At 47.9% G+C, this 12,922-nt stretch carries 13 protein-coding genes and 1 pseudogene; 6 read left to right on the top strand and 8 right to left on the bottom strand.

Going from position 1 to position 12,922, the window contains the following annotated elements; all coding sequences use genetic code 11:
• Nucleotides 1–6: 6 nt before the first annotated feature.
• Complete coding sequence (locus IQE94_RS01515) at nucleotides 7–903, bottom strand: class I SAM-dependent methyltransferase (RefSeq protein WP_223342558.1); 897 nt, start codon at nucleotides 901–903, stop codon at nucleotides 7–9.
• A 244-nt stretch (nucleotides 904–1,147) separates the two neighbouring features.
• Between IQE94_RS01515 and IQE94_RS01510 the strand changes: the two genes are divergently transcribed.
• Together IQE94_RS01510 and IQE94_RS01505 are read left to right on the top strand one after the other, a co-directional pair.
• Nucleotides 1,148–2,248, top strand: a complete 1,101-nt coding sequence (locus IQE94_RS01510; protein WP_223342557.1) for an IS4 family transposase — start codon at nucleotides 1,148–1,150, stop codon at nucleotides 2,246–2,248.
• Between the two features lie 245 nt (nucleotides 2,249–2,493).
• Nucleotides 2,494–2,793: pseudogene (locus IQE94_RS01505) on the top strand (transposase); the annotation flags it as partial.
• 196 nt (nucleotides 2,794–2,989) lie between these two features.
• Here IQE94_RS01505 and IQE94_RS01500 read toward each other — a convergent pair.
• Nucleotides 2,990–3,226 (bottom strand): AAA family ATPase, encoded by a 237-nt coding sequence (locus IQE94_RS01500; protein ID WP_223342556.1) that lies wholly within the window; start codon nucleotides 3,224–3,226, stop codon nucleotides 2,990–2,992.
• A 316-nt stretch (nucleotides 3,227–3,542) separates the two neighbouring features.
• Here IQE94_RS01500 and IQE94_RS01495 point away from each other — a divergent pair, with 316 nt between their 5' ends.
• Nucleotides 3,543–3,872, top strand: coding sequence for a MoaD/ThiS family protein (locus IQE94_RS01495; RefSeq protein ID WP_212715672.1), 330 nt, complete (start codon nucleotides 3,543–3,545; stop codon nucleotides 3,870–3,872).
• 151 nt (nucleotides 3,873–4,023) lie between these two features.
• On the opposite strand, the gene rpe is transcribed toward IQE94_RS01495, so the two are convergent.
• Complete coding sequence (rpe, locus tag IQE94_RS01490; protein ID WP_194015628.1) at nucleotides 4,024–4,716, bottom strand: ribulose-phosphate 3-epimerase; 693 nt, start codon at nucleotides 4,714–4,716, stop codon at nucleotides 4,024–4,026.
• 152 nt (nucleotides 4,717–4,868) lie between these two features.
• Here rpe and IQE94_RS01485 point away from each other — a divergent pair, with 152 nt between their 5' ends.
• The 3 genes from IQE94_RS01485 (at nucleotide 4,869) to IQE94_RS01475 (ending at nucleotide 8,928) form a co-directional block, all read left to right on the top strand.
• On the top strand, nucleotides 4,869–7,730 hold the full coding sequence (locus IQE94_RS01485) for a cation-transporting P-type ATPase (protein WP_212715670.1): 2,862 nt from the start codon (nucleotides 4,869–4,871) through the stop codon (nucleotides 7,728–7,730).
• A gap of 107 nt (nucleotides 7,731–7,837) precedes the next feature.
• Nucleotides 7,838–8,359, top strand: a complete 522-nt coding sequence (locus IQE94_RS01480) for a photosystem I assembly protein Ycf3 (protein WP_194015626.1) — start codon at nucleotides 7,838–7,840, stop codon at nucleotides 8,357–8,359.
• A 26-nt stretch (nucleotides 8,360–8,385) separates the two neighbouring features.
• Nucleotides 8,386–8,928 carry a DUF4334 domain-containing protein gene (locus IQE94_RS01475; protein WP_223342555.1) on the top strand — a complete coding sequence of 181 codons (543 nt, stop codon included), beginning with the start codon at nucleotides 8,386–8,388 and terminating at the stop codon, nucleotides 8,926–8,928.
• A 96-nt stretch (nucleotides 8,929–9,024) separates the two neighbouring features.
• Here IQE94_RS01475 and IQE94_RS01470 read toward each other — a convergent pair whose 3' ends face one another.
• The 5 genes from IQE94_RS01470 to IQE94_RS01450 all read right to left on the bottom strand — a co-directional run bounded on the left by IQE94_RS01470 (nucleotide 9,025) and on the right by IQE94_RS01450 (nucleotide 12,704).
• Nucleotides 9,025–10,374 (bottom strand): GTP-binding protein, encoded by a 1,350-nt coding sequence (locus tag IQE94_RS01470; protein WP_212715666.1) that lies wholly within the window; start codon nucleotides 10,372–10,374, stop codon nucleotides 9,025–9,027.
• 16 nt (nucleotides 10,375–10,390) lie between these two features.
• A complete protein-coding gene (locus IQE94_RS01465) occupies nucleotides 10,391–10,834 on the bottom strand; it encodes a DUF29 domain-containing protein (RefSeq protein WP_212715665.1) in 444 nt (147 codons plus the stop codon).
• A 92-nt stretch (nucleotides 10,835–10,926) separates the two neighbouring features.
• Complete coding sequence (gene psb34, locus IQE94_RS01460) at nucleotides 10,927–11,112, bottom strand: photosystem II assembly protein Psb34 (RefSeq protein WP_194015617.1); 186 nt, start codon at nucleotides 11,110–11,112, stop codon at nucleotides 10,927–10,929.
• 103 nt (nucleotides 11,113–11,215) lie between these two features.
• Nucleotides 11,216–12,148, bottom strand: a complete 933-nt coding sequence (locus IQE94_RS01455) for a cation diffusion facilitator family transporter (protein WP_212715663.1) — start codon at nucleotides 12,146–12,148, stop codon at nucleotides 11,216–11,218.
• Between the two features lie 70 nt (nucleotides 12,149–12,218).
• The gene (locus IQE94_RS01450; protein WP_212715662.1) at nucleotides 12,219–12,704 is read right to left on the bottom strand and encodes an NAD(P)H-quinone oxidoreductase subunit N; all 486 of its coding nucleotides are present in this window, start codon (nucleotides 12,702–12,704) and stop codon (nucleotides 12,219–12,221) included.
• Nucleotides 12,705–12,922 lie beyond the last annotated feature (218 nt).

Here is a 12,922-nt window from a genome sequence, read left to right as displayed (position 1 = left end):
TACCTACTAAATTTTTTGAACGATAACTTGATATCCTTTGTAAATAATCTTGACCCGATCTTGAAACACTTCCAAGAAAGAATTGATCGCCAATTTGGGGTGCATTGTCGGTTGATCCTGGTAAGCTCTCCAGCCATAATCATCAAAAATAATGATGCTGCTCTCCTTTAACAATCCCCAACCCAAAACAACATCTTCCATTACATCTGAGGCGACATGAGAACCGTCAACATAGTAAAAGTCAAAAGAGTTAACCGGCAATTGGCGTAACCAAGCCTGGGAAAAACCTACCAACTTTTTAACCTGATTGGCCCTCCCCGTTTGCTGAATATTATAGTCAAAAACTGACTCCAGCGACTTAACCACTTCTCCCAAACCCATAGATTCATGCTCCATACTTCCCTGAAAAGTATCAATACAAGTAATAGTCGATGACGGATCAGTCAAAATATTGTCCAACAACCAGCAAGTTGTCCGGCCTTGCCAGCTACCAACCTCCAAAAAAGATAAATTAGGCGAATCGACAAATTTTTTCAAAATTTGATTCCAAATTGGAATGTTACTACTGAACCAATCAGTCTTAAATTCGTATCCCCTATTTTCACAATGCTGAGTGTATATTTCCCGCCAAAAAAGAATTCTTTTTAGGGTTAGATTTTCAAAAGACTGATCAGCCTCCAACGCCATTTCATAGCATTTCCTAGCCCCCGCCCAATTGCTGGCTTGCAATAACTCGATCGCCGTATTTTCCAGAACTGCCACCAATTCTGCAGTCCGTTCTTGTACCTCATCCACCTGACATTCCAACATCGCTGACATAAAAATATCTTGAGCCAAAGCTTCATCGCCCTTCAGGAGAGCATCAACCCCTTGATACCAATAAGCTCTTAACCCTTCAGCCATAAATCTGCGTCACCAAATAACACTCTACTAACCTACCCACAAAACTCCGATGCAGATCGCCTCTTCAAAAAACTTAGCAATCTCGGTCTTGATTCTGGCCCAACGCACAGCGAGCCCTAATGGCGTCGCCTAGGGCAACCAATCTTCATCAATTACCTGTTCAAGGGCTCAGTACGGGACAAAAACTTGAAAAGATTACAGGGAGAGGGTTTGATAGGAGTTAACACAAACCAAACAAACCCTCATGAGTCAGATTAGCGAAATTCGCGAGCAATTGCGACCCCACATGGGATGGCATGGAGCCAGAGTGTCATTTGTAGCCCTATTCTTAGTAGCCTTGTTCCGAGCTAAAACCGTTAATCTCGCCGAACTCGCCACAGTCTGGGGAGGTAATGCAGAGGAAGCATCCAATTACAAACGTATGCAGCGATTCTTCAGGTCATTTGACGTGAGTATGGACACCATCGCCAAGATGGTGATGAGTACCGCTGGCATCCCACAACCTTGGGTCTTAAGCATAGACCGTACCAACTGGTCATTTGGTAAAACCAATTTCAATATCCTAATGCTGTGCGTGGTCCATGAAGGCATAGGCTATCCCCTGATGTGGACGATGTTGGAGAAGAAGGGCAACAGCAACAGTACAGAGCGCATGGACTTGCTCGAGCGCTTTGAACGCTTATTTCCCAAGACTGAGATTGACTATCTCACCGGAGACCGAGAGTTCATCGGCAAGTCCTGGTTATCGTACCTGATGATGGATAAACCCATTCCCTTTCGTCTGCGCATGCGTCAGAGCGACAAGATTAGCAGAGGTCTAGGTCAACCAGCCATCGCCGGGTCGCACCTGTTTCGCTCATTAGCCATCGATGAGACACGGGTTCTACCGGGGAAACGTTGGGTCTGGGGTCGTCCCGTCTATGTCATCGGCACTCGTCTCAAGCCACAGCAGAAATCTCAGGATAGGGATGATGATTTTCTGATTATCATCAGTCATGAGCCCAAGACCGCTTTGAAAGATTACGCTCGTCGTTGGGGAATTGAAACCCTGTTTGGTGCTCTCAAAACTCGGGGCTTTTACTTGGAATCCTCCCATTTCCATTTTACCGACAACCTACGTCTCTCGAAGCTACTGGCTCTGTTGGCCATCGCTTTTGTCTGGGCCATGAAGGCTGGTTTGTGGCGACATACACAGAAACCCATTCGCATCATCCCAGCCCATGGTCGTCGAGCTCGTAGTCTGTTTCGCTATGGCTTTGATTTACTGCGCCGTTTTTTCATCTCTCCTTCCCCTTCTCTGCTCCAGTCAGAGTTCTGCCCCATACAACTTTTGTCTTGTACTTAGGTTCAAGGGTAGCAATGGGTTGTTCAGGAAACGTATCGATAGATAACCCTGAATCATCAGCCAGCAATTCCTTCGCATCTTGATATGATTCGTTGAATACCCCTCTTCCATCAAAGTCGGTGAATTAGAATGGAGATAAAAGTTAGAATGGAGATAAAAGGCTGAAAAGCCCGGAGGGAGTATGACAAGGACAAGAGAGGCAAAAAAGACAGTACAGTGTGTAGATACATACAGTGAACTGTATAAGGTTAAATGTCACCTTAGAAGTTTTAGAAGGAAGAGAAATTATAGTCATAATAGATGAAACGGGAGATCCCAAAAAAGGGAAAACAACAGATTATGTAAAAAGACAATACATTGGAAATTTAGGAAAAATAGAAAACGGTATAGTGTCAGTAAATGCCTATGGTTACTGTGATGGGGTAACGTTTCCTCTAGATTTAAAAGTGCTTAAACCAAAAGAAAGATTAAAAGAGGGAGATAAGTATAAAATGAAACCAGAATTAGCAGTAGAAATAATAAAAGAACTAGAAGAAAGTGGCTTTAATCCGACAGTGAATCCCATATCAAAATCTCATCAAAAGCATGAGTAATGGAATGGAGAAAAAGGCTGGAAGACGTGGCCAAATAATCTTAGGCTTGTCACCTACTTACTTAATGCGGTGAGTCTTATTACAAAATGGGTGAAAGTATTCCCAGTTGCCCATCTTTTGAGAGAATTGACTAAGCTTTTTAACAGGGTTAATAAGCTTGACAGATTACAATATCTGGTAAATTTATGGAATGATTTTTGCTATTCGTCTGCCTAGAATGACGGAAGAGGGGTAATGCGTGAATGATTGTAGATTTTCCACATCCATTAGCGCCAAAAATCCCAGTAATATCTTTACCATCAAAGGAAATTTTTAATTCACTAATATTTTTGAGAAATTTGACCGATAAAGAATGTAGTTTTGTTTGCATGTGAGAAATTGCCATTGAATGAGTGACCCACCAACTACTTAAACAATTGATCTAATTAAATATTTCTGTTAGCCCGTTGGAAATGCAACTAATAATCCCTGGGTAAGCAAGCAAAGCGATAGACAATCCCCAACTCCGTATTATCGCCAACTGTACATTAGAGTTAGACGCTTACTGAATTTGTAACTCACTGAGCCAATGTCCATGAGGAATTCAAGCTTAACCAACTACTTGAAGGCCTTTTAGTTCCATCAATTTAGTATCCTAGGATGGAATTGGTTCACAGTGACTAACTTGACGTTGAAGGGACTTTAGCGGTCTAATCGATCTAGTGGTTTCACCGGCTTTGCCCCGGTTGAGCAATCCTCTTTTTTTTGCAAATATCATGACGGTTAAAGTTCTTATTCCGACTCCGCTACAAAAGTTCACCAGTGGTCAAGCCACCATTGATTGTGAGGCCGCTGACGTAGGACAGTTGATTGAAGCTCTAGAAGCTAGTTGTCCCGGTATTAAGGCCCGGCTGTGTGATGAAGAAGGCAAACCCCGCCGCTTTCTCAATTTTTACGTCAACGAAGAAGACATCCGCTTTTTGGAAGGTACGGACACAGCTCTGAGTGCGGGGGATGAGGTAAGTATTGTGCCCGCCGTAGCTGGGGGTTAACGATCGCCTGAAAATTCAGCAGAGGTGAAAAAAGCAATCCACCTCACAACTGTCCCAGGGGATTTCTTCCTGGGCTTTTGTTATGGCAGGAAATGGGGGTTGAATAGCGCCCCCTAGTCTTCCTATTTTGTCCATGGGTATGGGTGCAGGTTTACACCGTTAGCAGTTGGGGTTCTGGACGCTTGCTGTTTCGTACTCCGGCGATCGCCTCGGCGTAATCGGGGGCATTGAACACAGCGGAACCAGCCACAATGGCGTTGGCTCCGGCCTCTAGCACCTGCCAAGTGTTATTGGGTTTAAGACCACCATCCACTTCGATCCAGGGATCCAGACCCCGCTCATCACACATCTGACGCAGGGCGCGGATTTTGGGTAACACTTCGGGAATGAAGCTTTGACCACCAAAGCCGGGATTGACGCTCATGATCAAGATGAGATCACAGACGGGCAATACATATTCAAGAAAATCTAGGGGAGTGGAAGGATTGAGCACCGCCCCGGCCTTTTTGCCCAATTCCCGAATTTGACAAAGGGTACGATGCAGATGGGGAGAAGCGTTGTGCTCCACATGGACAGAAATAATGTCAGCACCGGCCTTGGCAAAATCTTCGACGTATTTTTCCGGTTCAACGATCATTAAATGAACGTCTAAGGGTTTTTTGGTCAGGGGACGGATAGCGTCCACAATCAGCGGGCCGATGGTGATATTGGGCACAAAGCGGCCATCCATCACATCAACGTGGATCCAATCAGCTCCAGCTTCGTCCACGGCTTTAATTTCTTCACCTAAGCGGCTGAAGTCTGCTGACAAAATTGAGGGAGCAACGACGATATTTTTGGGCATGGGAAGGGTCTCTAAGTATTTCAACTCATAAACAAGCTTGAAATTCAGTGTAAACAATTACGGTCAATTGTAGTAGGCCCCCAAAGCCGGCCTTTAAAATAGGAAATAGCCCGTTAGAACAAATTGGAACCCAAATTTAAGCTGACTTTTTAATGTCTGACCCTGATGTGTCCGTCTCCCCAGTCAAGGCCGAGGCTTGGTATAGCTATGGCATCGAAAAAACTCTACAACGGTTGACCACTGTCCCCCATCGGGGATTGGCGGAAAAGACGGTGGTGGAACGAAGACGCACCTATGGGCTCAATGAAATTGCCACGATCGCCGGTCGTAATAATTGGCAAATTTTGCTTGATCAGTTCACCAATGTGATGTTGTTGATGCTGATCGGAGTGGCCATTATTTCCGGGGTTTTAGACCTACTCAGTTTACGGCTAGAACAATCCCAGACGGAGGGTTTGCCCTTCAAGGATACGATTGCTATTTTTGCCATTGTCATTCTCAATGGTTTGTTGGGTTATTTCCAAGAAAGTCGGGCAGAAAAGGCCTTAGCCGCCCTGAAAAAAATGGCTTCTCCTAAGGTACAGGTGGTACGGGATGGCGATCGCCAGGAAATTAAAGCGGCCAGCCTAGTGCCGGGGGACATTATTTTGCTGGAGGCGGGCAGTCAACTCTGTGCCGATGGCCAACTGATTGAAGTGGCTAATTTATTGGTGCGGGAATCGGCCCTGACCGGGGAGGCCCACCCGGTGGAAAAAATTGTCAGCAACACCGGTTTACCCCTAGATACCCCCCTTGGCGATCGCCAAAATATGGTCTTTTCTGGCACTGAAGTCATTCAAGGCCGGGGCAGAGCGGTGATCACCAATACTGGCATGGGCACCGAATTAGGCAAAATTGCCCAGATGTTACAAACCGTGGCCCCGGAACCCACCCCCCTCCAAAAACGGATGGAAAATTTGGCCGGCATCCTGGTGTCTGGTTCCCTCATGCTGGTGGCGGTGGTAATTATCCTAGGAGTCTGGCAGAGTGGCTGGGGACAACTGCGACAGTTGGTGGAAACGTCCCTCAGCATGGCAGTGGCGGTGGTGCCGGAAGGTTTACCGGCGGTAATTACCGTTACCCTGGCCCTGGGTACCCAGAGGATGATTAAACGTCACGCCCTGATCCGCAAGTTACCGGCGGTGGAAACCCTCGGCTCTGTCAATGTGATTTGCTCGGATAAAACCGGCACCCTCACCCAAAATAAAATGGTGGTGCGGGAGGTGCTGACCCATGGCGATCGCCTCAGTATTGGCGGAGAGGGCTACCAACCCCAGGGCAACATTATCAACCTATCGGATGGGGAACAGAGGGTCACTTCCGGGCCATGGCCCCCAGCGCTGCAACTCCTGTGTCTCAACGCCATTATCTGTAACGATTCTGACCTGAACTGCGATCCCGGGGAAGGACAGTGGCAAGTGATTGGCGACCCCACCGAAGGCGCATTACTGGCTCTCGCTAGGAAATTTGGCTTTGACCAGGGGCAACTACGGCCTAGTTTTGTCCGCCAGGGAGAATTTCCTTTTTCTTCGGAACGCAAACGCATGGGGGTGGTGGTGGCGGTCCCCGGCGAAGAAGATCTCCATTTACCGGATTTATCGAGGATTTTGCAAAGCTTGGCTTCACCGTCGGCCCCCTACTTAATTTTTTCCAAAGGATCGCCGGAGTTGTTACTGTCCCAGTGCGACCAGATCCACCTTGCTGGCCAAGGGGTACCCCTTGGCCCCCAACATCAAGAACAAATTTTGAGTGATAACAATCTGATGGCTAGTCGGGGATTGCGGGTGTTGGGTTTTGCCTGTAAATCCCTGGCCCAGATTCCCAGCACTCCAGATCTAATAGCCGCCGAAGAAAATTTGGTTTGGTTGGGGATGGTGGGTATGTTGGATGCGCCCCGGCCAGAGGTGCGGCTAGCAGTGGCAAAATCCCTCGCCGCTGGCATTCGCACTGTGATGATTACCGGCGATCATCCCCTCACTGCCCTGGCGATCGCCAAGGATCTGGGCATTAACCAGGCCGGCGATCGTTTTTTGACAGGGCAAACCTTAGAACAGCTACAACAAAGCGATCTAGAAGCCCAAGTGGAAGAGGTGAGTGTCTTTGCCAGGGTTTCCCCCGAACATAAACTACGCATTGTCAAAGCGTTCCAAGCCAGGAATCGTTTTGTGGCCATGACCGGGGATGGGGTCAACGATGCCCCGGCCCTCAAACAAGCCGACATTGGCATTGCCATGGGCATCACTGGCACCGATGTCAGTAAAGAAGCCAGCGACATGGTTTTGTTGGACGACAACTTTGCCACCATTGTGGCCGCCGCCGAGGAAGGGCGGGTGGTGTATAACAACATCCGTAGCTTCATTAAATACATTCTGGGCAGCAATGTGGGGGAAGTGATCACCATTGCTTCCGCTCCCCTGCTGGGGTTGTCTGGGGTGCCCCTCACCCCCCTACAAATCCTTTGGATGAATTTGGTCACCGATGGCTTACCAGCCTTAGCTTTGGCCATGGAACCGGGGGAACCAAACATTATGCAGCGTCGCCCCTTTAGTCCCCAGGAAAGTATTTTTTCGCGGGGATTGGGGGCCTATATTATTCGCATCGGTCTGGTTTTTGCCGTTGTTACCATCACCCTCATGCTCTTGGCCTATCACACCACTGAGCTAGCCGGTGTGCCGGGCAGTTGGAAAACCATGGTCTTCACTACCCTTTGTATTGCCCAGATGGGCCACGCCATTGCGGTGCGTTCCAGCCACCGTTTGACCATAGAAATGAATCCTTTGACCAACCCCTACCTCTGGGGAGCCGTAATTGTCACCACCATGCTGCAATTGGGCTTGGTGTACGTTGAACCTCTGAGGAATTTCTTTGGTACTGATTGGCTCAGCCCCCAGCAACTACTGATTTGTTTTGGTTTTAGCAGTTTAATGTTCGTCTGGGTGGAGTTGGAAAAATTATTTGCCCGGTTGACGAGATGATTTTGGCTATCATCAAATTTCCCAGATCAGCAATGGGGAAAAGGAGAGTTTTGCCGACGCTACGAGAAAAGTTAGAATGGTTGACCAGATAAGATTATTTAATTACTATGCCCCGCACCCAACGTAACGATAATTTCATTGATAAGTCCTTTACCGTTATGGCGGACATTATCCTGAAAATTCTGCCCACTAACCAAAAAGCGAAGGAGGCCTTTGTTTATTATCGGGACGGCATGTCAGCCCAGGCGGACGGGGAATATGCAGAAGCCCTGGATAACTACGAGGAAGCATTACGGTTGGAGGAAAATCCCAATGACCGTAGTTACATCCTCTATAACATGGCCCTAATTCACGCCAGCAACGGCGACCATGAAAAGGCCCTGGGGCTTTACCAAGAGGCGATTGAACTCAACCCGAAAATGCCTTCGGCGTTGAATAATATTGCGGTGATTTACCATTTCCAAGGGGAAAGGGCTAAGGAAGCGGGGCAGGAAGACGATGCGGAAAATTTGTTTGATAAAGCGGCGGAATATTGGAAGCAGGCCATACGTCTGGCCCCTAACAATTACATTGAGGCCCAAAACTGGCTTAAAATTACCGGGCGATCGGAAATGGATGTGTTTTTCTAGCCCCTACACCCTAGGAATTTACTGTGATGGCTAAAGCTGATTTACTATCTCCCTTGTCAGTTCCCTCAATGACGACTGCCGAGGCGTTGTCCTTTTATGATTCCTTAGAACCAGTGGATCTCGCTTTTATGATGGGGCGTTGGCAGGGCAAGGGAATTTCCACCAATCATCCTATGGACGGCATATTAGAGATAATTTGTTGGTATGGCAAAGAGTTTATTGACTCGGAAACAGTCCATCCTTTGTTATTTCAAAATCACCAGGGAGAAATTTTTAAACTGAAGCCAGACCCAACCGTGATGGCGCTCTCCTTGCGTTTTCATATTGCTCGTTATCCATGGATTGCTCCAGGTCTTCGTTGGTTTAATCGTTTCTTTAAAACTGAAATTAGCCAAGCACGTTTGCGAATGATGGAAAATCGTGGTGCGGTTACTGCCACTATGGTTTACTATTATTTACCGATTAATGATTCTTTTAAGAAAATTGACGATAATTCCGTATTTGGTTTGATGGATTATAAACTTATCCCCCAGCCTTTTTTCTTTTTGTTGCAACGGTGTACATTTTAATCTTGATCAAAACCATTAAGGATAAAAATACGGCAACACTAAAATGGTATGTGAAAGGAAATATTATTGCCAGAGTTAAAACCTTGCTAGCGGACTTTAGGGGTTATCCAAGCGCTGAATCAGGCTTTCTGGAGAGGCACTGCTTTTGATTTTGGCGATCACCGTGCTGGTGCCGGTATGGCCCCAACTGGCTCCCTGAGCTAAATAAATTTTTGCCCCTTCCCCCACAATGTAGGTGCTGTAGGCGGCCACTCCCCCCTGGAGCGCGGCTCCCCCTACATAGGCAGCTAAATTACCGGGATTTTCCAAGAGGTGAGCGGTTTTTTGCAGACCTAAAAATAAAGTCGATAGCCATTGACTAATTAAAATGCCACTGGCACCAATTACTACTTTTTTCCAAATGCGGCCTGCTTCGTAGCTGGTGATGGGCAGACCATAAAGCCTTGCTAGCCCTCGAATTAACAACAAATCGGTGATCAAACTGGCTCCTAAATCCAAGAGACCGATCGGATTAACGGCGATCGCCAGGGCCTTGTAGCGCATATATTTACCAATGATTTGGTCTGCTTCGGCAGTGCGGATCTCAATGGTTTTGGTGGCAATATTCTTTTCGGCTTCTTCCACCTGACGCAGGGCATTGAGGGCCAACAGTCGACTGCCATCCCGGTTCAGAATGGTGAAAATTTTCTGGCGTAGTTGATCCAGTTGGGGGGCTGGTTTTTCCCACCGTTCCTCTGGAGGGGGGCTTGGTTGGGCCCCCCTGGGAGAGGTGCTATATTCCACCCGCACCATGATAGGGGGAGGCTCAGCGGCCACCAGGACAATGTCCTCGGCGGAAAAAATAGGACTATCTTCCCCGTCGGGAGTGAGGGATTGTAGCTGGGCAAAAATTTGTTGTTGATCCTGTTCTGGATATAGATCAATTTTATTGAACACTAACAGTAGGGGTTTTTGGGCCTGGCGCAGTGTCTGGAGGGCGGCAAATTCGCTTTGGGTAATATCCCCAGCAATGACGAATAAAATCAGATCCGCTTGTTGCGCCACCGTTTGGGCCATGGCCGCTCGGGCCCCCCCGGCAATTTCATCTAGCCCCGGTGTATCGATCAGATCAATTTGAATTTTGTCGTTACTGCACCACCGCACCGATTGGGGCCATTGGGTTACCCCATGGAGCGGCCCCGTTTCCAGACGCTTTTCCCCCAACAATGCATTAATCACTGTGGACTTACCCCGACTGACCAAACCAAAGGCTGCAATTTTAAATAGCTGTTGCTCCAGTTTGGCCAGGGCTTGGTGCATAGCTTGAATATCTTGGCGCACTGCCCCCTGCAATTCCAGATTAGGGGGATAGTTCCAATGACGACGCTGGCTAGCATACCAATTTAACGATTGTTGGGTGCTGGCGATCGCCGTAGAGAGGGCCGGATCAGGGGCAGGGGAATTCATTCAGCTAGGCAACAGATTAATCAGGGAAAAACTCAGCATCAAGGATTTCCGCCAGGGAAAAGGGACAATCCACCGGAAAGTTTGAGAGGGGCAAATCGGTTTCGTTGCTTGCGCCCTTTCTCCCTTTAAGATAGCAATCGGCAAATATGGTTTGCACATAGGGATTCAGGCTGGGGCTATCGGCCAGGATTAAACTAAGCTGATCCCTTTGCTCATCGATGGTGTTTTTCCAACTACCAGTGCGCTTCTGGGGTTGATATTTCCATTTGAGCAGGTGCAGGAAAAGTACTTTCAAGCGACTATAAACTTCCCGTTTATCGCTGCGACCCATGGACTCTATTTCTTCAATTAAATTCTCTAAATCTAAGGATTGTACATCGCCCCGTTTAAGTTGGCGTACAGTTTGCTCAATCCAAAGATTGAAATCGGTGTCGTACAAAGTTGTAGTTTTTTGTCCCATGCTACTTTCCACCCTCCCTTGATTCTAGAAGTTGACTGGCCATCGCGACCAGGGAGCAACGATGGCGATACCTTCTTAATCTACGGGCAAAATTAGGTGCTGGTCCCGGAAGCCGCTACTGCCACGGCAATTAACCCTGTCACCAGGACAACAGTAATGGCCGCCATAATCAAATAATTCCGTTTATCGGCTTTGCTTGGGGCGTCTGCTGTGTAGATCCGGGGTTCAACGGCAAAATTATTCAGCCGTCCATCGTCATCTTTGGTATATTTGTTCATATTTTTGAAAGTTCTCCTGTCGTCGCAAGTGACAAAAAAAGTTTGTTATGTTACCTGGAGCCGGAATCTGCCGAGGCCAAGTTTTTGCATAATACCCCAAAATCTAATCGGGCTTGGCCTGACCTAAAGGGGGAGAGGGGGAAAAATCATAGTTATGTTGCCAGGATTTGGGATCTTCTAGAGGTTCTAAATGGGTGGTTACCCGGGAGTCAGGAATGCGTTGGGCGATCGCCGCTTCGATGGATTCACACAGATCATGACCCCGTTGCACAGTCCAATGCCCCGGTACCAGAACATGGAAAGAGATAAAGGACTGGGAGCCGGCTTCCCTAGTTTGCAATAGATGAAAACGCACTCCCTCGTCTTCGTAGACGGCAAAGCAATGGGTGATTTTTTGCAATTGCTCGGAGTCCAAGGATTTGTCCATCAAACTCGAAAAAGTTTCTTGCAGTAGATGTATGCCAGTCCAAAGCACATTCAACCCTACCCCCAGGGCAATGAGGGGGTCTAGCCATTGCCAGCCAGTGAAAAAAATTAGCACCACTGCTACCACTACCCCCACCGAAGTCCAGACATCGGTTAGTAGGTGTTGGGCATCGGCCCGCAAGGTGATGGAATTTAATCTTTTTCCCGCCCGCCAAAGAATCCAAGCCACTGTCCCATTTAAGACCGTAGCGGCGATCGCCAAACCAATGCCCAGGCTACTTTGCTCCAAGGGTTCGGGGCTGAGTAAACGTTCCACTGCGCTGTAACCGATACCCAGGGCTGCAATGAGAATAAAAGCCCCTTCTAAGCCACTGGAAAAATATTCTGCTTTGCTGTGGCCAAAGGGGTGTTGAGAATCCGCCGGGGTGGCGGCTAAGGAGAGAGCCCAAAAAGCAACGATCGCCGAAGCCAAGTTGACCGTAGATTCCAGGGCATCGGACAATAACCCCACGGAACCAGTGATGGCGTAAGCCCCTAATTTCAAACCCATGGTGGCCAGGGCCGTACCAATGGAAAGAACCGCATAGGGACGGGCGATACGGGCGGTCATGGGGGTTAGAAATTAAGGTTAAAAGATACTGGTCAGCAAATTAGGCTGGCTGTAAATAAAATATAAAAGCCTAGGCCGCCTGCAAACAATCTAGTAGCGGTTGCCAGCGGAAAACCCGATCGCCTCCCATTTCCAGCACCACCTTCAGCCTCGGTTCCCGTTTAGTGAGGCTAATTAAATCTTGAATTTCCGTTTGGGAAAGAATGTAACCTTCCAAAATCCACAGCACCAAACCTTTGCTTTGGGCCGGTAAATTTTCTAACTGGTAACCTGCGATCGGCTGGGCAAAATAAACCGGCCCCACTGCCCCTTCTTGAGCAATGTTTTTCTTGCCTAAATGGGCTGGGCGTACCCCATGGACTTGCATCAGATAAGCCTCCACATCCCCCAGACCCCTAGCAGAAAGGGATATGCTGGTGTAGCCGTTGGCCCGCAGACGTCTTTGGTAACGACCTTCATAACCACCTTCCAGGGGCGCATACACCGCCAAAGCCCCGGCATTTTCTAGAGCGCGGATAAATCCCTTTCCGTTGGCAATTAATGGCAATGGCAACATGGCAATGATGGCGATAGTTATAAGGTTATGGGAGCCTAGGACAGACTAAGTTATCCACGATTTTGACACACTCTCTGGGCAAAGCAAAGATAGACTGCCAAGATTTTCTGGAGTTGATACCCAAGGCAAAAACCCAAATCTCCCTCGGCCTGTGGCGGTGGAAATCTGGGTTCAACGGGTTCTCAAATTTAGCCGATCAATAGCTTGGTGTTCAGAGC

This window comes from Synechocystis sp. PCC 7339 (genome assembly GCF_019924095.1).
GTDB lineage: Bacteria > Cyanobacteriota > Cyanobacteriia > Cyanobacteriales > Microcystaceae > Synechocystis.
This window is presented reverse-complemented; position numbering and strand designations above follow the sequence as displayed.